We start from the raw sequence: 23,286 nt of genomic DNA, 5'->3' as shown, positions 1-23,286 counted from the left end.
TGAATGCTGCGATGCGGTTCTGTCGGGAAATATGTTCCTGATGTGTTCCAAATTCGCTATGTCGGGGCAACAGCCCTGATTCGGATTGGACGACATGCCTGATCGCTTCGCGCGGGCATTGATACAGGGGTTGCGACGTGGATTTCAGAACCGGAGACGGCGTGGTGGCTGCACAGGACGAACTGGCTCTTGCTGAACAGGCAACTGCCGGAGAAACAAAGGCAATTGATATGAATACCCAGGACGCTGGCAGCGATGCGCTGGTCGCCGGAATGGCGGCAACCGTTGCAGCAGCGGCGATTGCTGCGGCTGAACCCGTCAGCGATTCCAAGAAGGTCAATCCGCGCCGGTTCACCATCGTCACCGATCATTCGCGTGATGCGCGCCTGACCGATTTCGGCAAGGATACGCTGGACGACCGCTATCTGCTGCCCGGTGAAAAGTATCAGGATCTGTTCGCGCGCGTGGCCGATGCCTATGCCGATGATCAGGAACACGCCCAGCGCCTGTATGATTACATTTCAAAGCTGTGGTTCATGCCGGCCACGCCCGTGCTGTCCAACGGCGGCACCGGTCGCGGGTTGCCGATCTCGTGCTATCTCAACTCGGTCGATGACAGCCTTGAAGGCATCGTTGCCACGTGGAACGAAAACGTCTGGCTCGCCTCGCGCGGCGGCGGCATCGGTACATATTGGGGCCAGGTGCGCGGCATTGGTGAATCGGTCGGACTGAACGGCAAGACCAGCGGCATCATCCCGTTCGTGCGCGTGATGGATTCGCTGACGCTGGCGATCAGCCAGGGTTCGCTGCGCCGTGGTTCGGCGGCTTGCTATTTGGATGTCAGCCACCCCGAAATCGAAGAGTTCCTCGAAATCCGCAAACCTTCGGGCGATTTCAACCGCAAGGCTTTGAATCTGCACCACGGCGTGCTGCTGACCGACGATTTCATGGAAGCCGTGCGCGATGGCCGCGAACATCACTTGCGCAGCCCCAAGGACGGGTCGATCCGCGCCACGGTGGATGCGCGTTCGCTGTTCCAGAAGCTGGTCGAAACCCGCCTTGCCACGGGCGAACCCTACATCGTCTTTGCCGATACCGTGAACCGCATGATGCCCAAGCATCACCGCGATCTGGGGCTGAAGGTTTCGACATCGAACCTGTGTTCGGAAATCACCCTGCCCACCGGCCGCGACCACCTTGGCAATGACCGTACGGCAGTGTGCTGCCTGTCATCGCTGAACCTTGAAACGTGGGACGAATGGAACGGTGACAAGCTGTTCATCGAAGACGTGCTGCGCTTTTTGGATAACGTGCTGCAGGATTACATCGACCGCGCGCCCAGCGTGATGGACCGCGCCAAGTATTCCGCGATGCGCGAACGCAGCGTCGGAATGGGCGTGATGGGCTTCCATTCGTTCCTGCAGATGAAGGGCATCGGCTTTGAATCCGCCATGGCCAAGGCGTGGAACCTCAAGATGTTCAAGCACATCGCGGCCAAGGCGGATGAAGCCTCGCTGATGCTGGCGCAAGAACGCGGGCCTTGCCCCGATGCTGCAGACATGGGCGTAATGCAGCGCTTTTCATGCAAGATGGCGATTGCGCCTACCGCATCGATCAGCATCATCTGCGGCGGTACATCGGCCTGCATCGAACCGATCCCGGCGAACATCTATACGCACAAGACGCTGTCGGGCTCGTTCGTGGTCAAGAACCCCTACCTGCAAAAGCTGCTGGCCGCAAAATCCAAGGATTCCAACAATGTGTGGAACACGATCCTTGAAAACGGCGGTTCGATCCAGCACCTCGATTTCCTCAGCCCCGAGGAAAAGGCGGTTTTCAAGACCAGCTTCGAAATCGATCAGCGCTGGCTGCTGGAATTCGCTGCAGACCGCACGCCCTATATCGATCAGGCGCAGTCGCTGAACCTTTACATACCGGCAGACGTCGACAAGTGGGATCTGATGATGCTCCACTTCCAGGCATGGGAACGCGGCATCAAGAGCCTCTATTACCTTCGTTCAAAGTCCGTGCAGCGCGCAGGCTTTGCCGGTGGGGTCGAGGCTGACAACACCGCCGCCGCCCCCGTGATGGAACTGGCCGCAGCCGAGACGGACTACGAGGAATGCCTCGCCTGTCAGTAACTCTCTATATTTGAGGTAACTTCATGCCTACCCCGGCAGTCATAGCACGTCCCAAGACGTCCGACCGGCTGCCGGGAGGTGTCCCGGCGTTACAAATCACGACATTTCGCGGCTTGCCGGTCAGTCCGGCTATGTCCAATAGCAATCCTGCTTGCACGATCCCAGTCAAGCCCGCTAAGGCGGTTTTGTCTAGTTCTGCGATCTATTCGCATTATCAAAAGGTTTCGTATCATGCGCAAGTGGCACCGGTGGATCACGGTATTTTTCGGCGTGTTCATGCTGTGGATGGCCTTCACCGGCGTCGCCAGCCACGTGACTGCCCTCTGGCCAGCGGGCGAACAGGCCGGACCGCCGCCCGTCCCTGCGGGCTTCGTCTGCCCCGAAACCATGATGTGCCGGCCCAAGGCACCTCCGGGCGGGGTGAAGTCGCTGGTCGGCTGGTTCCATCACCTGCATTCGGGCGAGGAATTTGGCCCCGTCGGCACCGCAATCTCGCTGATGACCGGCTTTGCCCTGCTGTTCTTCAGCATTTCGGGCCTGTGGATGTATTTCACGATGTGGAAGAACCGCAAGGATCGGGGAATCAAGCCGGGCATGTTCTGGAAGTAGGGGGCTGCGCTTCTTCCCCCCTCCCGCTTGCGGGAGGGGTCGGGGGAGGGCCTGACTTAAGTCCTGCCCCCTCACCCGAAAACTTACTCTTCTTCTTCAAACAGGCCGTGCGCAACGGCGCCGTTGGCCGAAAGGCGGACTTTGTCGCCCTCAACTTCGGCGACCAGCCCGCACGACAGGTAATGATGGTGGCCCGAATGGGTGCCGCCTTCATGCCCCGCATCGTTTTCCGCTTTGGTCAGCTTGATGCGGTGGCCGACGATGCCATCCACGGTGCCCACATGCGTGCCATCCGCGCCGATCACTTCCATGTGTTCGCGGATATGCGCCGACCAGTCGGCGTTCGCGTTTTCGGTTTGATGTTCGCCCATGGCAAATCTCCTGCGGTATCAGTAACGTCTGGCCTTCCCGGAGCATCCGGCGGCCTTGTGACCAGAACCGCCAGCGGCCCTGCCCGTTCCGCAATATTCCACCGCCGCACACCAATGGCGCGAAATTTGTCCTTCAAGGCCCTGTCCTTCAAGGCATGCCGAAACCGCACCGCTATCCACGGCCAAGCACCTTCGCGCGCTTTGCCCGCACCCAACCCATCCCTATATTACCAGAATCAATACAGGACGCCCGATCATGTCACTTCTTGAAGCCCGCAAGACATACAAGCCCTTCGAATACCCTTGGGCCTATGAATTCTGGAAGCGCCAGCAGCAGATCCACTGGATGCCCGAAGAAGTGCCATTGGGCGAAGATTGCCGCGATTGGGCGCAGAAGATTTCCGAGCATGAGCGCAACCTGCTCACGCAGATCTTCCGCTTCTTCACGCAAGCCGACGTGGAAGTGCAGAACTGCTACCACGAACAATATGGCCGCGTGTTCAAGCCGACCGAAGTGAAGATGATGCTGGCGGCGTTTTCCAACATGGAAACCGTGCACATCGCCGCATACAGCCACTTGCTCGACACCATCGGCATGCCCGAAAGCGAATATGGCATGTTCCTCGAATATGAGGAGCTGAAGGCCAAGCACGATTATTTGCAGACATTCGGCGTTGATAACGACGAAGACATTGCGCGCACCCTGGCGATGTTCGGCGGCTTTACCGAAGGCCTGCAATTGTTCGCCAGCTTTGCCATGCTGATGAACTTCCCGCGCTTCAACAAGATGAAGGGCATGGGCCAGATCGTCACATGGTCGATCCGCGATGAATCGCTGCACTGCGAAGGCATCACCAAGCTGTTCCATGCCTTCGTGGCCGAGCGCGGCTGCCTGACCAAGGCGGTGAAGGAAGACATCATCGATTGCTGCCAGAAGACGGTGCGCCTTGAAGACGCATTCATCGATCTGGCCTTCGAACAGGGCCCGGTTCCCGGCATGAGCGCCAAGGAAATCAAGCGCTACATCCGCTACATCGCCGACTGGCGCCTCAGCCAGCTTGGCCTGCCCGCGGTCTACATGATCGAAGACCACCCCCTCCCCTGGCTCGCCCCGCTGCTCAACGGCGTAGAACACGCCAACTTCTTCGAAACCCGCGCCACAGAATATTCCAAGGCCGCCACGAAGGGCGACTGGAACACGGTCTGGAGCAGCTTCGACAAGCGCCGCAATGCGAAATCAGCCGCGAATGAAGCAGCGCCGCTTGAGGTTGAGGTGGATATGTTCGGCAGCGCCGGGATCGCGGCGGAGTAATTCTGCCATTTTGTTAGTTACGAAACGGGCGACGCAGCGATGCGCCGCCTTTTTTGTATTCTTGCCCCCTTCCCGCCTGCGAGAAAGGTTGGGGATGGGCATTAGGCAATCGCCGAATATGGCGCGACCGTTGCGCACGCTTCGAGCATAGCATAGGCACCGCCCATGGAATTTGATGACCAGATGCGCCGGTACTTCTGGACCGATGACCTTGCCGCTGCCACGCCTGCCGCGCTTGAGGCAGGCGTTGAACACATGCTGGTAGACTTCGGGCTGGAGAAAGACCGCGCGCGGCGGTTCGGGATGTGGTCTTTGCTTTATATGCTGTCGGCCGCACCTGATTTGGACGTGGCGTTCAAAGATCCGGAAGACCGCGATGCCGCGCGCAACTTCATGGATATGATTGACCGCGCCTCGCCAGAGCCTTGAGTTTTGGCGGTGGGCTTGCGCGGGCGCACGGCGCAGTGCATAGGAACAAACCATGATCGCCAAGCTCACCGGCATCCTTGATGATACAGGCCCCGATTGGGCCGTGATTGACGTGAACGGCGTCGGCTACCTCGTGCAATGCTCGGCCAAGACGCTCACCCATCTCGGCATTCGCGGCGATAAAGTCGTCGTCCACACCGAAATGCAGGTGAGCGAGACCGACCAGCGCCTGATCGGCTTTACCAGCGCGGGCGAACGCGCATGGTTCCGCCTGCTGACAGCAGTGCAGGGCGTAGGGTCCAAAGTGGCGCTGGCCATCCTCTCTGCGCTGGCCATTGAAGAATTGCAGCGCGCCTGCGCCAACGGCGATGCCGCCATGGTCGCCCGCGCCAACGGTGTCGGCCCCAAACTCGCCAGCCGCATCGTCAACGAGTTGAAGGACAAGGCAGGCGGCCTCGCAGGCTATGCCTCACCCGCAGGCATGGACGCAGACATCGGCTATACCCTGCCAGGCTCGGCCAGCGCCGATGCAATCTCGGCCTTGCAGAATCTGGGCTTCAAGCCATTGGTCGCCAGCACAGCAGTCGCCAAAGCGGTCGAGGAACTAGGTGAGGATGCAGGGCTGAACGACCTTGTGCGCGTGGCGCTGAAGAGGGCGGCGGGGTGAGGCGCAGTCTTGGCCTACTCCTTTTTGTCGTCGGCCTTGCTGGCGGCTGGCTTGCTAACGAAGCCACAGAATTCGTGCAGATTGACGCTTGCTTAGATAGCGGCGTTGCATGGGATTATCAGGGCAAGCTTTGTCAAAGACCATGACGGTGCCAACTTTTTGCAAAGGCCAATCTAGTGCGTCCTATCCTGTTACAACTTTGCCACCCCGCCCCAAAACCGGTATAATCCAGCCATGACCGACCTCAGCTTTTCCATTCCTTCGCCGCTCCATAGCAGGATCGAGCATCGTGCGACCGAAGCCGGTTACGCCGATGTGGGCGATTACGTCCGCGATCTGATCGAGCGGGATCTCGAAGGTGCGGCAGATCAAACCGCTTGGCTGCGTGCCATGATCCAGGAAGGATTGGATTCGGGTATCTCTCCTGAAACACCCGAAACAATCATCGAAACCATTATTTCGCGGCGAAATTCCGCGCGTGATTGAGATTCGATTCTCCAATGCTGCGGAAAACGACCTTGCACAAATCGATACCTACAGCGTGAGCACGTTCGGTAATGCGGTCGCTGCCGATTACATGGGTGGCTTCACCGGCGCATTCCGGAAATTGCGTGATTTCCCCGAAGCGGGGCGGGCAATGCCCGCGTTAGGTCGTGGCATTCGTTACCTGAGCTATCGTCAACACGGCATCGTCTACCAGTTCACGGGTGACGATCTGCTGATCGTGCGTATCATACATCATGCCATGGATGCTCGAAGGGCTGTGAAGCAGGTCAAACCATGACAGACAACCCCCTCCTATCCCCCGACCGGCAGCACGAAGACGTTGACGCCGCGCTGCGCCCCAAAACACTGCATGAATTCGTGGGGCAGGAAGCCGCGCGGGATAATCTGCGGGTGTTTATCGAATCGGCCAAAATGCGGCGCGAGGCGATGGATCATGTGCTGTTCTTCGGCCCGCCGGGACTGGGCAAGACCACGCTGGCGCAGATCATTGCGCGCGAACTGGGCGTCAATTTCCGCGCCACGTCCGGCCCGGTCATCGCCAAGGCGGGCGATTTGGCAGCGCTGCTGACCAATCTTGAATCGGGCGATGTCCTGTTCATTGACGAAATCCACCGGCTGAACCCCGTAGTCGAAGAAGTGCTCTATCCGGCGATGGAGGACCGCGCGCTTGATCTGATCATCGGTGAAGGCCCCTCGGCGCGTTCAGTCCGGATCGATCTACCGCCCTTCACGCTGATCGGCGCGACGACGCGGCAAGGCTTGCTGCAAACGCCATTGCGCGACCGTTTCGGCATTCCGGTGCGGCTGCAATTCTACTCCGTGGCGGAACTGGAACGTGTGGTGGCGCGCGGGGCATCACTGATGGGTGTGGGCATTGACAAGGGCGGGGCGACCGAAATTGCCCGCCGTGCGCGCGGAACGCCGCGTGTCGCAGGCCGGTTGCTGCGCCGCGTGCGCGACTTTGCGCAAGTCGATGGCGTTGAAACAATCACCCAGAGCGTGGCCGATAGCGCGCTGACCCGGCTGGAAGTCGACAAGATCGGGCTTGATCTGCAGGACCGGCGTTACTTGATGATGATTGCCGACATTTACAAAGGCGGGCCGGTTGGTGTTGAAACGCTGGCGGCGGGACTGTCTGAACCGCGCGACACGATTGAGGAGGTGATCGAGCCTTACTTGATCCAACTTGGTCTTGTGGCCCGCACTGCACGCGGACGGTGCCTGAATGATCGCGGATGGCTGCATTTGGGAATCACCCCACCCACCGGATCGACCCCGTCGTTTTTCGATGAAGACGGATCACTTTAGAACTCTGGATGGATTCGGTTCCATAATGGGACATTGTTAACCGCTGCGCTGTTGCGGTCCCGATTTCGGGCAGATTCAGGTCCGCAAACAGGGTTAACGGCATTGCTCTGCCCGCTTCGTTCTGCGCTTTTGGGTTTATCAGGAAAGGCAGGCAGAGCGTTAACCCCTCTTTGCTAGAGCGCTTTCCCAGGGAAGAACGAGAGCACAGATCATGTCGGTTCGGATGGCTTTGGCAAAACTGGCGGCAGCAGCAGCAGGCGGAGCAATGCTCGGCGGCGGCGCAGTCCACGTATCGGAAGCCCCTTCAAAGGGCGAAATTCATCGTGTGAAGCCAATCAAGGTGAAGCAGGCCCAGCCCGTCAAGCGCAAGATCGCCCGCCGCGCTGCACCGCGTGAAGTGCATCGTGCACGCCGCATCGTGACCACGACGACAACCAAGACGTGTGAGCCAGCCCAGCAAATGGCGATGGTTCCGGTCCCCTACATGCCCCCCATGCCACCCCAGCCAATGAATGGCGGCGGCGGCGGTGTGCCCGTGGTTATCGGCGGCGGCGGAATTGGCGGCTTTGGCGGCGGGTTCTTCGGCGGCTTCTTTGGTGGCGGCGGTGGCGGTAGCGGTGGTGCCGGCGGCAGCGTTGTCATCTCGTCAACCAGCACAGGCTCAACCTCTACCTCGGGCGGTTCTACATCGACTTCGGGCGGCTCCACCAGCAGCGGCGGAAGCTCCAGTACGACCGGTGGCGTATCAACATCAACCGGCGGTGTTTCAACGTCCACATCAACCGGTGGCGTTTCCACTTCGACCGGTGGTGTCTCGACATCAACGTCAACAGGTGGCGTTTCGACGTCAACGGGCGGTGTTTCGACCTCTACGGGCGGCGTTTCAACCTCGACCGGCGGCGTGTCGACATCAACCGGGGGCGTATCCACGTCGAGCGGGAACGTCAGCACATCTTCCGGCAACGTAGCTTCAAGTTCGTCCACCTCGACCTCGTCAGGGAACGTCACGTCGTCTTCGTCAACCTCGACGTCATCCAGTTCATCAACGTCAAGCAGCACCAGCAGCTCGACATCGTCGTCAACTTCCACCTCGACCGGCGGGAATACGACGAGCGGAAACACCACGAGTGGCAATACCACCAGCGGGAACACGACGGGTGGCACGGAAGTGCCGGAACCATCGATGATCATCCTGTTCGGCGCGGCTGCGGCTGGCCTTGTCGCCCGCCGCCGCTTTGCCAAGGCAAAAACGGCTTAATTCACGCAAGCTAAAGTCCCCGCCCTCCGGCGGGGCACATGAAGGGGCGGCCTCCGGGGGGAGCCGCCCTTTTTTGTTGGTCAGCATGGTGCAAGACCTGTCGGCCCCGCTTGTCGGCCATGAAAAAGCCCGCCGGGGATGATCCCGGCGGGCTTTTGTTTCGGCAATGCCGCGCTGATTACGAAGCGAGCTTGCGCAGCACGTAGTGCAGGATGCCGCCGTTCATGAAGTATTCTACTTCATTGGCGGTATCGATGCGGCACAGTGCGGTGAAGGTCAGCTTGGTGCCATCGGGGCGGGTGACTTCTACTTCCACGTCCTGACGCGGTTGCAGGCCTGCAACGCCCTTGATGGTGAAGGTATCGTCACCGGTCAGGCCCAGCGAGGTGCGGTTCTGCCCCTCCTGGAATTGCAGCGGCAACACGCCCATGCCGACAAGGTTCGAACGGTGAATACGTTCGAAGCTTTCGACGATGACCGCGCGTACGCCGAGCAGGTTGGTGCCCTTTGCCGCCCAGTCACGCGATGAGCCGGTGCCGTATTCCTTGCCAGCGATCACGACCGTTGGCGTGCCATCAGCCTTGTGCTTCATCGCCACATCGTAAACCGAGCCGGTTTCGGCGCCATAACGCGAGAAGCCGCCTTCGATGCCGGGGACCATTTCGTTCTTGATGCGGATGTTGGCAAAAGTGCCGCGCATCATAACATCGTGGTGGCCACGGCGCGCGCCATAGGAGTTGAAGTCGGACTTGGCGACCTGATGCTCCATCAACCACTGGCCAGCAGGGCTATCAGCCTTGATCGAGCCTGCGGGGCTGATGTGATCGGTTGTGATCGAATCACCCAGGATCAACAGCGGTTTGGCTTCGATGATGTCATTCACCGGCGCAGGCGTCATGGTCATGCCATCGAAGTACGGCGGGTTGGCGACATAGGTCGACCCGGCGCGCCATGAATAGGTTTCCGATCCCGTGACGTTGATCGCCTGCCAATGCGCATCGCCCTTGTAGACGTCGGCATAGCGGGCCTGGAACATCGCGCGGTCCATGCAACCGGCCATCGTCGTGGCGACTTCGCTGTTCGAAGGCCAGATGTCCTTCAGATAGATGTCAACGCCAGCCTTGCTCTTGCCGATGGGGGTGGTGGTGAAGTCTTCGATCACCGTGCCCTTGAGCGCATAGGCAACCACGAGTGGCGGCGAGGCGAGGAAGTTTGCGCGAACGTCTGGCGAGACGCGGCCTTCGAAGTTGCGGTTGCCCGAGATCACCGCAGCGGCGACGAGGCCGTTGTCATTGATCGCCTTGCTGATCGGTTCCGACAGAGGGCCGGAGTTGCCGATGCAGGTGGTGCAGCCATAGCCGACAAGGTTAAAGCCAACCGCATCGAGATGTTCCTGCAGGCCAGCGCGGTTGAGGTAGTCAGTGACAACCTGCGATCCGGGAGCCAGCGAGGTCTTGACCCAAGGCTTGGGCTTGAGGCCCAGTTCGTTTGCCTTCTTGGCGACGAGGCCCGCAGCAACCATCACGCCGGGGTTCGACGTATTGGTGCATGAGGTGATTGCGGCAATCGTCACGTCGCCATCGCCGATGTCGTAATCGGTGCCAGCCACGGGAACGCGCTGGATGGCTTTCTTGTACGTGTTGGCCATATCGGCGTTGAACACGTCATCAACTTCGGGAAGCGACACGCGGTCTTGCGGGCGTTTGGGGCCTGCAAGCGATGGTACGACGGTGGCAAGATCGAGTTCGAGCGTCGAGGAGAAGATCGGCTCAACCGACGGATCGATCCAGAAGCCCTGCTCCTTGGCGTATGCTTCAACCAGCGCGATCTGCGATTCTTCACGGCCGGTCAGGCGCAGGTAATCCAGCGTCTTGTCGTCAATGCCGAAGAAGCCGCAAGTTGCGCCATATTCTGGTGCCATGTTGGCCAGAACCGCGCGGTCAGCAAGGCTGAGCGAGGCAAGGCCTGGGCCGAAGTATTCGACAAAGCGGCCCACAACGCCATGCTTGCGCAGCATGTTGGTGGCGGTCAGCACGAGATCGGTTGCGGTGACGCCTTCCTGCAGTTCGCCGACCATCTTGAAGCCGACAACTTCGGGGATGAGCATCGATACGGGCTGGCCGAGCATCGCAGCTTCGGCTTCGATCCCGCCAACGCCCCAGCCGAGCACGCCAAGGCCGTTGACCATGGTGGTGTGGCTGTCCGTGCCAACGCACGTGTCCGGATAAGCGACGGTCTGGCCGTTCTGGTCAACGCTGGACCACACCGTTTGCGCGATGTTTTCAAGGTTCACCTGATGGCAGATGCCGGTACCGGGAGGAACGGCGTAGAAGTTGTTGAGGCTTTTCGAGCCCCACTTGAGGAAATCGTAGCGCTCCATATTGCGCTGGTATTCGATTTCCATGTTCTGTTCGAAGGCCTTGGGGTGGCCGAATTCATCAACCATGACCGAGTGGTCGATCACCAAGTTGACTGGCACCAGCGGGTTGATCTTGCTGGTATCACCGCCAAGCTTGGCAATGGCATCGCGCATCGCGGCCAGATCGACCACGCAGGGAACGCCGGTGAAATCCTGCAACAGAACGCGTGCGGGGCGGTACTGGATTTCGTTGTTCGAAGCAGAAGGGTCCTTCTGCCAATCAACCACGGCCTTCACGTCATCGGTCGAGACGGTGAACCCACCATCTTCGAAGCGGAGCAGGTTTTCGAGGAGCACCTTCATCGAGAAAGGCAGGCGGGAAACATCGCCAAACTTTTCCGAGGCCTTCTTCAATGAATAATAAGCGAACTCTTTGCCGCCGATATTCATCGTGCTGCGGGTGCCGAGTGTATCTTGTCCGACCTGGGTCATGGCGTTGAGTCTTCCCTCCTGTCGTGGCCGTTGCTGCCAAAGTGCCACGCGGGGAAATGCGATGGATTTTGTCCACGCAGCGCGGCGTTTAACGGCCTGAAAGCGACTGCCCGATGCGCGTAAACCTGTCGCCCGTCAAGGCGCTAGTTGATGAAACACATGCATGTAAAAGCTTAATTGCGACTATTGATTATCATTAGCACAAATGCCTCAATTCGGCATCTCTGGCCGTGGCGAATCAGGCTTGCGCCACGTCGCATAAAGACAGCCCGCAACGATCAGGACGACCCCGCCCAGCGTCGCCAGTGTGACAGGTTCGGCAAAGGCGATCCAGCCGACCACAGCTGCCCACAGGAACGCGGTATATTCCAAAGGAACCAGCGCTTGCGCCTCTGCGCGGGCGTAAGCCCAACTGAGCAGCATCAACGATACGGTCGACATGGCAGCCGACATCACGATCAACCCCCACGCCGCAGCGCTGGGCCAAGGGGCCAGCCACCATGCGCCGATGCCAAGGAACAGGAACGATACAAGCGTCTGGAAAAAGGCGACTTCTTCCGGCCCGGCGATCTGCGCTTGCTGGCGCTGCAACACCAGATTCCACGCATAGAGCACCGCCGAGACGAGAATGGCGACAAGGCCTTTGACCGCCTCTGCATCGATCTGGCCTTCGAACTTGCCCCAACCGATGACTGCAACGCCCAATAGCGCCAGCACCGAACCGCCAATTGCCGCCGACTGGATTTTCTCGCCCAGCATTACGGCGGCCAGATAAAGCGCGATCAGGGGCGCAATGAAGGATAGCGCAATGCCTTCGGCCAAAGGGGTGCGGACGAGCCCGTAAAAGAACAATGTCGCCATGGCGGTCCCGACCACCCCGCGCAGAATATGGACTTTCATGGTTGCCCGTGCAGGCCAGCCTTGGCGGGCGCGCAGCCAGAGCGGCGCCATCATCACCGATCCGGCAAGGCCCCGCCAGAACATGGCGGCATAGGCCCCGGTCATGATCGAGGCGGCCTTCATCACGCCGTCCATGATCGAGAACACGCCCAGGCCCAGCAGTACCGCAAGGATCGGCATCAAAGGCGCACGGGACGGGTTCATGGCGGCGGGCTTAGGCAAAGTCGGTGTTTTTAGAAACCACCTTGTGCGTTGTGCATTACAGAATTCAGGCTGTGGCAAGGCGCAATGCTTGATCACGCTTCTGGCATGGGGCAGGAACACTGTGACAGCATCGGATTTGCATGCGGCTATGGCCGGTGCGCGGAAATACAGGGATACAAACGTGAAGCGTGTGATCGACGGGACCGGCCTTTCCGGTAAGCTTGGCGCAGTTGTGTTGGGCATGTCGCTGGTGGCGCAGCCACTTTCCGCGCAAACCACATCAAACACCGGCCCTGTAGACCTGACGCGGCAGGTGCAGCTTGCACCTGTGACTGCACCGCCTGCCGTAACTGTTGCGGCACCACTGCCACCTTTGCCAGTGCCGCACTGGTCACAAACCGATGCGCAAAGCCTGCTTGCCGCGATCAAGGGCATTGGTGCGGACGGTCTGATACCCAAGGATTACCAACCGGAATTGCTGTCTGCGGCCATCGTCAAAGGGGAAGGCCCTGAACTGGACGAGATTGCCACGCGACTCTTCACCTGGCTTGCCGAAGACTTGCGCGACGGGCGCACACCGATGACCGCGCGCGTGCAGTGGTTTGCGGTTGATCCCGATCAGGACGTCAACCCGACATCGCTGATCCTTGCCGATGCGCTGGTGCGCCGCGATATCAAAGGCGCACTGATGGCGCTGGCCCCGACCGTGCCCGATTATGCCGCCTTGAAGGCCGCGCTGCCCAAGGCGCAGACGCCCAAGCAAGCCGCGCTGATTCGCGCCAATATGGACCGCTGGCGCTGGTTGGCGCGTGATCTGGGCACGCAATATCTGCTGGCCAATGTGCCCGAACAGATGCTGCGGATGACCGTGCGCAACAAGATCATCAAGACCTACAAGGTGGTGGTGGGCAAACCCGGCCGCACGGCAACGCCGCAATTGGCCGAAACCGTGGAAGGCGTGATCTTCAACCCGACATGGACCGTGCCGCAATCCATCGTGGTGGGCGAAGGTCTTGGTGCGCGGCTGGTGAACAATCCCCGGCAAGCCGCACGCGAAGGCTACAAGGTGACCAAGCTGTCTGACGGCATGATCGTGGTTGTCCAGCAACCCGGTGACAGCAATGCACTGGGTCGGATGAAGCTGGACATGCCGAACGAACACGCGATCTTTCTGCACGACACGCCGAGCAAAGCCGCGTTCAACCTGCCATCGCGCGCATTGAGCCACGGCTGCGTGCGGGTTGAAGGCGCGACCGAACTGGCGATGACGATGGCCATTCTGGGTGCAGGCATGACGCCGGATGATGCCATCGCCGCGCACACGTCCAAGACTTATACCAAAGTGCCGATGACCAAGACCTTCCCGGTCTATCTGACATATTTCACCATGGCGCGCGACGTGAACGGCATGCTGCGGTCATTCCCCGACATTTACAATCGCGATGCGCCCGTGATGGCCAGCTTTGCCCAGCCGCGACAGGCCCATACTGCCCAGCGCAAGAGCACCGAGGAAGTGATCAAGCTGGATAACCCGCTCTGAGGACAAGACAAAGCGTCTGCGCGCGCAAGGCGCGCTACGCGTCGCGGGATGAAGCGATCGAGGCCGCAAGGGTGAGCGGCCTTGTCCTTCATCCATACAAGTGTGAGCGGTGTTTCCGGTTTCATCTGACCAGCCGCACCAAAGGGCGGCGTCAGCCGAGGCCTTTGGCATCAGGGCCATGATCCTCGTTGATTTGCCCGGGCTTTGTTACCTTGAACAAGGCATGCCCCTAACCCCGTCATGCTGAACGTGTCGAAGGGACCATTTCTCCCCACGACCTGCCTTCTGTACGAACTGCAGTGTGCGTGGATAGATGGATCCTGAAACAAGTTCAGGATGACGAAGTAGGGATAACGTAAGGCCAGCCGGTTTCACGCAGAGGCGCAGAGAAGAAGCGGAGGCGTGTTCTGGCCGCTGGCCATCCGCATACCTTACCCTTGGCTCGTCACCCTGAACTTGTTTCAGGGTCTATCTCTCGATTCAAACCGACGCTGCTTGCCGAGAGATGGATGCTGAAACGAGTTCAGCATGACGGAGTTAAGGGTTTACGTTGCCGAAGGGGATAAGCGCCAACTTGTTTCAAGGTCCATCCCACCATTCACACCACCGGTGCTTGGGGAGAAATGGATGCTGAAACAAGTTCAGCATGACGATGAAGCCGGCAGTTTTGCAAACGGGCGACGTCAGGCCGAGCGTGTTTAGCCCAACCCGTTCAGCCCAGGCCCAGCCTGTCAGCGTAAATCAGGCGTCCGCCCGAAAGCTGCCACAAGGCGTAATTGAAATCCGCCTCGCTCATCGCAAAACAGCCGTCTGAACGGCCGAGTTTGCCGAAGCGGTCAAGCATATCGGGGTTGGCGTATTTTGCCGGATGGAGCACGATGGCGCGGTCCAGCGCATTGGAGTTTTCAGGCGACAAGCCGGTGAGCCGGATCGAGGTGCCGTATTTGCCCTTGTACCATTCGTTGGTCAGATAGGCCCCGCGCGAGGTGGCAAGGCTGCCGACGACGTTCGAGAAGTTCTTGAGAAAGCCGTCATGTTCAGGATCAGAACCGCGTCCGTGCGAGACGAGGAACGAATTGACCTCACCACGTTCCAGATTGGCAAAGTGGAAACGCGGCAGTGACGATGGCATGGCGAAATCGGCAATGGCAACAATATCGGTGCGCCAAAGCGAAGCCCGGTGCCGTTCGGCCTGTTCTTTTGCCACAGTCAAAATGCGGCGGTGCTGTTCATTGGGATAATAAGTGGCTGCGGCCACGCGCGGCGGGAACACAGCGGCAGCGGCGCTTGCCACCACGCCTGCCAGAACCGTCCGTCTATTCACCGCGATGCCCATATGCCGTCCCTATCACGCAATATCCTTATGCAGCGTGAATGGCCGTATTCTACCCATTTGCGACCGGATTTCCAGTATTCGCGTCTAATTGTTTCCGCTGAGTTGCACCAAAGCCTGACCATCGACGCGCATGACCGTCCATTCGTCCATGAATTTGGCGCCGAGCGACTTGTAAAAGCCGATGGCCGGTGTGTTCCAATCAAGCACGGACCATTCCAGCCGCGCGCAATCGCGTTCGATCACCAGCGCGGCCAGGTGCGAAAGCAAAGCCTTGCCAAGACCGCTGCCGCGCGCTTCGGGCCGGACAAACAGGTCTTCAAGATAGATACCCGGCTTGCCTTCGAATGTTGAGAAGTTGTGGAAGAACAGGGCAAAACCTTGGGGTGTGCCATCAAGTTCGCCAATTACCACTTCGGCGTAAGGACGGGGTCCGAACAGCTTTTGGCCCAGAACGGCTTCATCGAAACGGACTTCGTGGGAGAGCTTTTCATAGTCCGCCAGCGCGCGGATCAGGCTTGCGATCAACGGCAGGTCTTCGGCGGTGGCGGGGCGGATGGAGATGGTCATGGGGCGAGACTACCAAATTTCGGGGTAGGCAAGCCAGCCCTACTCCGCCGCTTCGGTAGCATTCCCGGCGTCTGTCGTGGCGTTTTCCAGTTCGGCGGCTTTGGCCTCGACAAGGCTGACGATGTGTTCAAGCATGTCTTCGGATTGCACGGTGTGGTCGGTCACGCCCGAGAGGTAAACCATGTGTTTGCCGTTGCCGCCGCCCGTCAGGCCGATGTCGGTTTCGCGCGCTTCGCCGGGGCCGTTGACCACGCAGCCGAGGACCGAGAGCGAGAGCGGCGTCTTGATGTGCGACAGGCGGCTTTCGAGCGCTTCGACCGTGCGAATCACGTCAAAGCCCTGCCGCGCGCAGCTGGGGCAGGAGACAACGCGGACGCCGCGTGTGCGCAGGCCCAGCGATTTGAGGATTTCAAAGCCGACGCGCACTTCTTCTTCGGGTTCAGCCGAGAGCGAGACGCGCACGGTATCACCGATGCCTGCCCACAGCAGGTTGCCGATGCCGATGGAGGATTTGACGGTGCCGCCGATCAACCCGCCTGCTTCGGTGATGCCAAGGTGCAGCGGGCAATCGACCGCTTCGGCAAGGCCCATATAGGCCGCGACCGCGAGGAACACATCGGAGGCTTTGACCGCCACTTTGTATTCATGGAAATCGTGGTCTTGCAGCAGCTTGATGTGATCGAGCGCGGATTCGACCAGCGCTTCGGGACAAGGTTCGCCGTATTTTTCGAGCAGGTCTTTTTCAAGGCTGCCGGCGTTGACGCCGATGCGGATGGCGCAGCCGTTGGCTTTGGCGGCGCGGACCACTTCGGCCACGCGCTGGCTGCTGCCGATGTTGCCCGGATTGATGCGCAGACACGCTGCGCCCGCATCTGCGGCTTCAAGCGCGCGCTGGTAGTGGAAATGGATGTCGGCGATGAGCGGTACGCGCGCGGCGCGGGCGATCTGGCGGAAGGCCGCGGTGCTTTCCACATCGGGGCAGGACACGCGAATGAGATCAGCGCCCGCTTCTTCGCAGCGGCGGATCTGGTTGATCGTGGCGACCGCATCGGAGGTGAGCGTGTTCGTCATCGTTTGCACGGTGATCGGGGCGTCGCCGCCAACGGGAACCGCGCCAACCATGATCTGGCGGCTCTTGCGACGCGCGATATCGCGCCATGGACGAATGGATGACATGGTGCCCTCTATAGAGCCAAGCCGTGACAACGGGAAGGCGTCTATAGCTTTGCGGCGAACATGAATTCGGGATCGCAGTGATCGCCCACCCAGAATTCGATATCGGCTACTTTTTCAAAGCCGAAACGCCGGTAAAACGCCTGCGCCTGGGGGTTATCGGCATAGACCGAAAGCTGAATTTCGTCTGCGTGCCAGTCTTTGGCCTGCGCCGTGGCCCATTCCATCAGCCGTGCACCGTGGCCGCGCCCGATCAGATCGGGGTCGGTGTAGAGCTGTTTCAGTTCCATCGGGGATTGCGCATCGGTGCGGGATGGCAGGCTGCTGGTGCGGATGATCTTGCAGAACGATGCGATGCTGCCGTCCTGTTCGATCACGGCCACGCGCATCGCAGGATCAGCCAGTTCTTTCAGGACTTTGGCGGGCGTGTGTGCATCATCAAGGAACTGCGCGAGGTTTTCCGCGGTGTAGAGATGGCCGAACTTGGCCAAGAAGGCGCGGCGGCCAAGATCGGCAATGGCGGCAGTATCGGCGGGCATGGCGAGGCGAGGCATCATGCCATTCGCCATAACGCCACCAGCCGCGCCGCGCTACGGGATCAGCCTTCCTTTTCGGCCTTCACTTTGGTGTAGGGCACGAACTGGCCAAGTCCGACCGAACCGCGCCAGAAGCCGACGTTGCGATCAATCATGCGGACAATATCGACGCTGCACAATTGCGATCCGAAGGGCGTTGTCAGCATGATGTCATCATCGCTTAGAATGCCTGCACCCGACGTCGGGCGATTTACCCAGATGGTGCTGCCGGATTCATAGGCAATCGCGGTCTTATCATAAACCCGGGTCTGCATGACGCGGGGCAGATAGATGCAATCCACCGGCTTTCCGGCAACGCGGCCCTCTAGCTTCTTGGCGAGGGCCTGTTCGGGTGTAAGGCGCGGCTTTGCGTCTGCAGCCACCCCGGCAAGCAGGAGTGATCCGGCGGTGAGGCTGGCGGCGATTGTGCGGGCAACTCTGGTCATGGCAGGCATCCTTTGCGAGTCGTTCCCTGAACGATGCCATCGCGCATCTGAACGATAGCTGAAACGGCGGCCTAGCCGGTGCCGCCAACCGTCAGACCTTCAACCAGCAAGGTCGGCTGGCCGACGCCTGCGGGCACGCTTTGCCCGCCCTTGCCGCACACGCCCACGCCTTCATCAAGCGCGAGATCGTTGCCGATGCCGGTGACGCGGGTGAGGACGGTGGGGCCATCGCCGATCAGCGTTGCGCCCTTGATCGGCGCGCCCAGCTTCCCGTTTTCAACGAGATAGGCCTCGGTGCAGGAGAACACGAACTTGCCGCTGGTGATGTCCACCTGACCGCCGCCGAACGATTTGGCGAAAATGCCGTTCTTGATGCGTGAGAGCAGTTCTGCGGGATCATCGTTGCCGGAGCGCATGAACGTGTTGGTCATGCGCGGCATGGGGGCGTGGGCGTAGGATTCGCGGCGGCCGTTGCCGGTGGGGGCCACGCCCATCAGGCGGGCGTTGAGCCGGTCCTGGATATAGCCTTTGAGGATGCCGTCTTCGATCAGCACGTTTTCCTGTGTGGGCGTGCCTTCGTCATCGATGGTGAGCGACCCACGCCGTCCGGGGATGGAGCCATCATCGACCACGGTGACGCCAGCCGCTGCAACGCGTTGTCCGATGCGGCCCGAAAAGGCGCTGGTGCCCTTGCGGTTGAAATCACCCTCAAGCCCGTGGCCGACGGCTTCGTGCAGCAGCACACCGGGCCAGCCGGGGCCGAGCAGCACGGTCATTTCACCCGCAGGCGCGGCAACCGATTCAAGATTGACCAGCGCCTGCGCCAGCGCTTCATCAATCGCGCGGTTCCACGTTTCGGGCGAGAACAGATCATCATAGAGCCGCCTGCCGCCAATGCCGAACGATCCGGTTTCACGCCGTCCGTCCTGTTCCGCAACAATCGAGACGTTGAGCCGCACCAGCGGGCGCACATCATGGCCGACAAAGCCATCGGCCCGCACGATTTCCACGACCGACCACGAAGCGGCGAGCGAGGCTGAGACTTGTGCCACGCGCGAATCACGTCCGCGCGCAGCGGCATCGATGGTTTCCAGCAGCTTGACCTTGGCTTCAAACGGCACGGCATCAAGCGGCGAGGCATCGGTATAAAGGTGGCGATTGTTGTTGCGCGGCGGCGGGGCAGGCTGGCCCTTGGCAGGATCAAGCAGTTTCAGCGTCTCGCCCGCGCGGGCAATGGCGGCGGCAGAAATTTCGTTGGCGTGGGCAAAGCCGGTCATCTCGCCCGAAACGCCGCGCAGGCCGAATCCGGCATCGCGCGAATAGTCCGCCGTTTTCAACCGGCCATCGTCAAAGCCGAAGCTTTCAGACGCGATGAATTGCAGATAAAGTTCGCCATCATCGCAGTTTTGCAGCGCATCACGCGTGATGCGCTGTGCGTCATCAGGGGTGAGCAGGCCGGAGCGGTAGAGCAGCGAGCGGGGGTCTGTCATGGTCATCCCCGCCGATATAGGGTGGGTTCGGCCCGGGGGGAAGGCTGCTTGTAGGGCATGTGCGTGGCGTGGCGTGGCGTACATCCTTCGACAAGCTCAGGATGAGCGGGTTTTTGTTTGATTTACTCCAACCGCTCATGCTGAGCTTGTCGAAGCATCAGGACATCAGGCCGCCTGCGCGCTATCGGCAGGGCCGCCCTTCAGGACGAAGCGCTTGTCGCAATAGCCGCATTCGACGTAGCCGCGTTCATCGATTTCAAGCCAGACGCGCGGGTGGCCAAGCGCTGCGCCGCCGCGAATATCGGTGGAACCATCGCATTTGACGCGGGTGGTGTTGGTAAAGACGGTTTCAGGAGCCTGTTGCATGGCGGCACCGCTAGCAAATGCAGGGCTTACAGACAATTGCGTTTTGATGCGGCTTGGGGCAGGCAGCAGAGCCATGAACACCAGCCCCGCGCTCACCCCTGCCATCCGCATCAAAGATCTGGTCAAGCGCTATGCTGCCACCAGCAAAACAGCCGGCAAGCTGGCGCTGGATGGCGTGAGCTTTGACGTGCCGCAAGGGCAGATTTTTGGCCTGCTTGGCCCCAATGGTGCGGGAAAATCCACGCTGATCAATACATTGGCCGGGCTAGTGATGAAGACATCCGGCTCGGTCGAGATTTGGGGCCACGATATTGACCGCGATGTGCGCAATGCCAAAGCATCGATCGGCATCGTGCCGCAGGAAATCGTGTTCGATCCGTTTTTCACCCCTGCCGAAGTACTGGACAATCAGGCCGGACTTTATGGCGTGCCAAAATCGATGCGGCGCACGATGGAATTGCTGCGCGCGGTCCATCTGGAGGACAAGGCCAACGCTTATGCCCGGTCGCTGTCAGGCGGGATGAAGCGGCGGCTGCTGATTGCCAAGGCGATGGTCCACCGCCCGCCTGTGCTGGTGCTGGATGAGCCCACCGCAGGGGTTGACGTGGAATTGCGCCGGCAATTGTGGGAACTGGTCAGCGAAATGAACGCAGACGGCGTGACTGTGGTGCTGACCACGCACTATCTGGAAGAAGCCGAGGAGCTGTGTGACCGCATTGCGATCATCAATCACGGCAAGCTGATTGCCAACAAGCCCACGCGCGAACTGGTGGATATGGCGCGCGAGAAGATTGTCGTGCTGACGCTGGACCGCGATGTTGCCCAAGCCCCCCAGCACGAATCGTTTGCCAAGTGCATCAGCACCGGTCCGCGTCAGGTGGAAATCACTTATGACAAGGACCGCGTGACCGCAGGCGAAGTGATGTCACTGGTGCAAGGGCAGGGCTATGCCATTGTCGATGTGTCAACACGCGAAGCCGATCTGGAAGATGTCTTCGTCAGCCTGACCAGCAAACCTCGCGATTAGTCTTTCAATTCAAGCCTTTTTTGGTGCGGCGCTTGCGCCAGCCGCCGCCTTCGAGCCGACGGATAAGTACTCCACAAGTCTTGCACGTACCCTGATGGTGCAAACCGGTCCACTCAACGTCCTCACGGATCGGTCGATGTCGGTTGAATAGGCAAAACACGCGCATCATGACGTTCAACCTATTGCTGTTTTCAAGAAAACTACGTGTAAATACGTATCATGCTGCAATTGCGAAGCAAGGCCTTTGTCAGCTCGTCACAATGTTTCGAAATCCGTTCATGGATGAATGCAGGTCTTTCCAGCCGGTTAGTCTCAAGCTAGGGCAAGGACCCGCGCCCGTCTGGCCGGGATGAGGATGGAGAACCGCCCATGAGCGGCGCGCAATCGAGCGGTACAGAATTGGCAGCCCACGATGTCCTGATTATCGGATCAGGCGCGGCGGGGCTGACGGCGGCTTTGGTTCTGGCCGAAAAATGCCGCGTTCTGGTGCTGGCCAAAGGCGGACTGGATGGCGGTTCCACCAACTGGGCGCAGGGCGGCATCGCCGCCGTGCTGGATGCCGGTGACACGTTTGAAGATCATGTCCGTGACACGATGGTGGCAGGCGCTGGCCTTAACCGGCGTGAAACGGTTGAATTTGTTATCGAACATGCGCCAGCGGCGATTGCGCGCCTGATTGAACTGGGCGTGCCGTTCAATGCCGAGGCGGGGTCATTGCACCTGACGCGCGAAGGCGGCCATTCGCACCGCCGGATCGTGCATGTGGATGATGCCACGGGCGCGGCTGTGCAAAAGGCTTTGCTGAAGGCCGCGCGTGAACATCCCAATGTGACGCTGCTGCCGGGCCGCACCTGTATTGATCTGATCACCGGACGGCACGAGGCCGCGCGTTATTCGGGTTCTGGCCGGGTGTGGGGCGTCTATGCGCTGGACGAGGCGACGGGCCGCGTGGAAGCGCACACCGCGCGCGCGACGATCCTTGCCACGGGCGGCGCGGGCCGCGTCTACCAGTTCAGCACCGCGCCGCGCGGCGCAACCGGCGATGGCATTGCCATGGCGTGGCGGGCAGGCGCGCGCGTTTCCAACATGGAAATGATGCAGTTCCACCCGACCTGCCTGTATAATCTGGACGTCAAAAACTTTCTGATTACCGAGGCTGTGCGCGGTGAAGGCGGGCGGTTGATCAACCCGCGCACCGGCAAGCGGTTCATGGAATTTTACGATCCCGCACGGCTGGAACTGGCCCCGCGCGATGTGGTGGCGCGCGCGATCGATTCCGAAATCAAGCGGTTCGGACTTGATTTCGTGCATCTGGACATCAGCCACATGCCCGCCGATTTCGTGAAGGGGCACTTCCCCAACATTTACGAAAAGCTGATCGGGCTGGGGATCGATATGACCACGCAGCCGATTCCGGTGGTTCCGGCGCAGCATTATACCTGCGGCGGGGTGCTGATCGATCTGGACGGACGCACCGATTTGCCGGGACTTTATGCAGCGGGCGAATGCACCGAAAGCGGGCTGCACGGCGCAAACCGGCTGGCGTCCAATTCCTTGCTGGAATGCTTTGTGTTCGGCGATGTGGCGGCGCGCGATATCTTGCGCCGCTGGGACAGTTTCGATGCCCCGCCACCGGTGCAGGCATGGGATGAAAGCCGCGTTACCGATTCCGACGAGGAAGTGGTGATCAAGCAGAACTGGACGGAAATCCGCCGGTTCATGTGGAATTACGTCGGCATTGTGCGCACCAACAAAAGGCTGGAACGCGCCGCGCACCGCATCCAGATGCTGAATGACGAAGTGAACGATTACTACGGCCACTTCCGCGTGACGACCGACCTGATCGAACTGCGCAACCTGCTGCAAAGCGCCGAACTGATCGTGCGGTCAGCGCGCGCGCGGCATGAAAGCCGGGGGCTGCATTACACGCTGGATTACCCGCAAACCGATGATGTGGCGCTTGATACGGTGATTGTGCCTTAGAACGGGATGGCGTTAATCTGAGTCAACTTTCCGTTCGTGTCGAGCGAAGTCGAGACACTTTGCGCGGTGTCTCGACTTCGCTCGACACGAACGGGAGGTGTTTTGGATCGGCGTAAAACCACCGCGATCTAGGCTCAGGACTCATTGCGGCAGCCAGAAGATGACGATTGCGGCGATGCAGATAGCGGACATGAATGTGTGGGCGCAGCGGTCGTAGCGTGTGTGG

General features: G+C 60.1%; 23 protein-coding genes and 1 pseudogene. 12 read left to right on the top strand and 12 right to left on the bottom strand.

Annotated features, from left to right (window positions below):
* Positions 1–137 precede the first annotated feature (137 nt).
* Complete coding sequence (locus B7Y89_RS09205) at positions 138–2,141, top strand: ribonucleoside-diphosphate reductase subunit alpha (protein WP_292937832.1); 2,004 nt, start codon at positions 138–140, stop codon at positions 2,139–2,141.
* Positions 2,142–2,372: 231 nt separating this feature from the next.
* Entirely contained in the window at positions 2,373–2,750 is a 378-nt protein-coding gene (locus B7Y89_RS09200; protein WP_292937830.1) for a PepSY domain-containing protein, read from the top strand.
* 83 nt (positions 2,751–2,833) lie between these two features.
* Here the strand turns inward: B7Y89_RS09200 and B7Y89_RS09195 are convergent, their stop codons facing one another.
* On the bottom strand, positions 2,834–3,121 hold the full coding sequence (locus tag B7Y89_RS09195) for a DUF2171 domain-containing protein (protein ID WP_292937828.1): 288 nt from the start codon (positions 3,119–3,121) through the stop codon (positions 2,834–2,836).
* Positions 3,122–3,377: 256 nt separating this feature from the next.
* Here B7Y89_RS09195 and B7Y89_RS09190 point away from each other — a divergent pair, with 256 nt between their 5' ends.
* From B7Y89_RS09190 to ruvB, 6 genes are all read left to right on the top strand, one after another.
* Entirely contained in the window at positions 3,378–4,433 is a 1,056-nt protein-coding gene (locus B7Y89_RS09190) for a ribonucleotide-diphosphate reductase subunit beta (RefSeq protein WP_292937826.1), read from the top strand.
* 165 nt (positions 4,434–4,598) lie between these two features.
* Entirely contained in the window at positions 4,599–4,862 is a 264-nt protein-coding gene (locus B7Y89_RS09185; protein ID WP_292937824.1) for a hypothetical protein, read from the top strand.
* A 52-nt stretch (positions 4,863–4,914) separates the two neighbouring features.
* The gene (ruvA, locus tag B7Y89_RS09180; RefSeq protein WP_292937822.1) at positions 4,915–5,529 is read left to right on the top strand and encodes a Holliday junction branch migration protein RuvA; all 615 of its coding nucleotides are present in this window, start codon (positions 4,915–4,917) and stop codon (positions 5,527–5,529) included.
* Between the two features lie 234 nt (positions 5,530–5,763).
* Positions 5,764–6,015 (top strand): hypothetical protein, encoded by a 252-nt coding sequence (locus B7Y89_RS09175; RefSeq protein WP_292937820.1) that lies wholly within the window; start codon positions 5,764–5,766, stop codon positions 6,013–6,015.
* On the top strand, positions 6,008–6,313 hold the full coding sequence (locus tag B7Y89_RS09170) for a type II toxin-antitoxin system RelE/ParE family toxin (RefSeq protein WP_292937818.1): 306 nt from the start codon (positions 6,008–6,010) through the stop codon (positions 6,311–6,313). The genes B7Y89_RS09175 and B7Y89_RS09170 overlap by 8 nt, the downstream gene beginning before the upstream one ends.
* A complete protein-coding gene (gene ruvB / locus B7Y89_RS09165) occupies positions 6,310–7,344 on the top strand; it encodes a Holliday junction branch migration DNA helicase RuvB (protein ID WP_292937816.1) in 1,035 nt (344 codons plus the stop codon). Before B7Y89_RS09170 ends, ruvB begins: the two co-directional genes overlap by 4 nt.
* A 480-nt stretch (positions 7,345–7,824) precedes the next feature.
* Here ruvB and B7Y89_RS09160 read toward each other — a convergent pair whose 3' ends face one another.
* Positions 7,825–8,535: a hypothetical protein gene (locus B7Y89_RS09160; protein ID WP_292938014.1), complete on the bottom strand. Its 711-nt coding sequence runs from the start codon at positions 8,533–8,535 to the stop codon at positions 7,825–7,827.
* Between B7Y89_RS09160 and B7Y89_RS09155 the strand changes: the two genes are divergently transcribed.
* The gene (locus B7Y89_RS09155) at positions 8,528–8,602 is read left to right on the top strand and encodes a hypothetical protein (protein WP_292938001.1); all 75 of its coding nucleotides are present in this window, start codon (positions 8,528–8,530) and stop codon (positions 8,600–8,602) included. The two genes, B7Y89_RS09160 and B7Y89_RS09155, sit on opposite strands and share 8 nt — an antisense overlap.
* Positions 8,603–8,780: 178 nt before the next feature.
* Here the strand turns inward: B7Y89_RS09155 and acnA are convergent, their stop codons facing one another.
* Both acnA and B7Y89_RS09145 read right to left on the bottom strand, forming a co-directional pair.
* A complete protein-coding gene (gene acnA / locus B7Y89_RS09150) occupies positions 8,781–11,453 on the bottom strand; it encodes an aconitate hydratase AcnA (protein WP_292937814.1) in 2,673 nt (890 codons plus the stop codon).
* A 210-nt stretch (positions 11,454–11,663) separates the two neighbouring features.
* The gene (locus B7Y89_RS09145; RefSeq protein ID WP_292937812.1) at positions 11,664–12,557 is read right to left on the bottom strand and encodes a DMT family transporter; all 894 of its coding nucleotides are present in this window, start codon (positions 12,555–12,557) and stop codon (positions 11,664–11,666) included.
* 181 nt (positions 12,558–12,738) lie between these two features.
* Between B7Y89_RS09145 and B7Y89_RS09140 the strand changes: the two genes are divergently transcribed.
* Positions 12,739–14,097: a L,D-transpeptidase family protein gene (locus B7Y89_RS09140; protein ID WP_292937810.1), complete on the top strand. Its 1,359-nt coding sequence runs from the start codon at positions 12,739–12,741 to the stop codon at positions 14,095–14,097.
* Between the two features lie 712 nt (positions 14,098–14,809).
* Here the strand turns inward: B7Y89_RS09140 and B7Y89_RS09130 are convergent.
* The 7 genes from B7Y89_RS09130 to B7Y89_RS09100 form a co-directional block, all read right to left on the bottom strand.
* Positions 14,810–15,421 carry a murein L,D-transpeptidase catalytic domain-containing protein gene (locus B7Y89_RS09130; RefSeq protein WP_292937809.1) on the bottom strand — a complete coding sequence of 204 codons (612 nt, stop codon included), beginning with the start codon at positions 15,419–15,421 and terminating at the stop codon, positions 14,810–14,812.
* A gap of 96 nt (positions 15,422–15,517) precedes the next feature.
* On the bottom strand, positions 15,518–16,000 hold the full coding sequence (locus B7Y89_RS09125; protein WP_292937807.1) for a GNAT family N-acetyltransferase: 483 nt from the start codon (positions 15,998–16,000) through the stop codon (positions 15,518–15,520).
* 39 nt (positions 16,001–16,039) lie between these two features.
* Positions 16,040–17,176 (bottom strand): flavodoxin-dependent (E)-4-hydroxy-3-methylbut-2-enyl-diphosphate synthase, encoded by a 1,137-nt coding sequence (gene ispG, locus B7Y89_RS09120; RefSeq protein ID WP_292937805.1) that lies wholly within the window; start codon positions 17,174–17,176, stop codon positions 16,040–16,042.
* Positions 17,177–17,217: 41 nt separating this feature from the next.
* On the bottom strand, positions 17,218–17,730 hold the full coding sequence (locus B7Y89_RS09115; RefSeq protein ID WP_292937803.1) for a GNAT family N-acetyltransferase: 513 nt from the start codon (positions 17,728–17,730) through the stop codon (positions 17,218–17,220).
* A gap of 41 nt (positions 17,731–17,771) precedes the next feature.
* Positions 17,772–18,194 (bottom strand): hypothetical protein, encoded by a 423-nt coding sequence (locus B7Y89_RS09110; protein WP_292937801.1) that lies wholly within the window; start codon positions 18,192–18,194, stop codon positions 17,772–17,774.
* Positions 18,195–18,265: 71 nt separating this feature from the next.
* Positions 18,266–19,690, bottom strand: a complete 1,425-nt coding sequence (tldD, locus tag B7Y89_RS09105) for a metalloprotease TldD (protein ID WP_292937799.1) — start codon at positions 19,688–19,690, stop codon at positions 18,266–18,268.
* A 159-nt stretch (positions 19,691–19,849) separates the two neighbouring features.
* Complete coding sequence (locus tag B7Y89_RS09100; RefSeq protein ID WP_292937997.1) at positions 19,850–20,050, bottom strand: zinc-finger domain-containing protein; 201 nt, start codon at positions 20,048–20,050, stop codon at positions 19,850–19,852.
* 73 nt (positions 20,051–20,123) lie between these two features.
* Between B7Y89_RS09100 and B7Y89_RS09095 the strand changes: the two genes are divergently transcribed.
* Together B7Y89_RS09095 and nadB are read left to right on the top strand one after the other, a co-directional pair.
* Positions 20,124–21,077 (top strand): ABC transporter ATP-binding protein, encoded by a 954-nt coding sequence (locus tag B7Y89_RS09095; RefSeq protein ID WP_292937797.1) that lies wholly within the window; start codon positions 20,124–20,126, stop codon positions 21,075–21,077.
* A gap of 369 nt (positions 21,078–21,446) precedes the next feature.
* Positions 21,447–23,060, top strand: a complete 1,614-nt coding sequence (nadB, locus tag B7Y89_RS09090) for an L-aspartate oxidase (protein WP_292937795.1) — start codon at positions 21,447–21,449, stop codon at positions 23,058–23,060.
* A 141-nt stretch (positions 23,061–23,201) separates the two neighbouring features.
* Here nadB and B7Y89_RS09085 read toward each other — a convergent pair.
* Positions 23,202–23,286 (bottom strand): annotated as a pseudogene (locus tag B7Y89_RS09085) (IS5/IS1182 family transposase); the annotation flags it as partial.

The organism is Novosphingobium sp. 32-60-15, assembly GCF_002280675.1.
Taxonomy (GTDB): Bacteria; Pseudomonadota; Alphaproteobacteria; order Sphingomonadales; family Sphingomonadaceae; genus Novosphingobium.
This window is presented reverse-complemented; position numbering and strand designations above follow the sequence as displayed.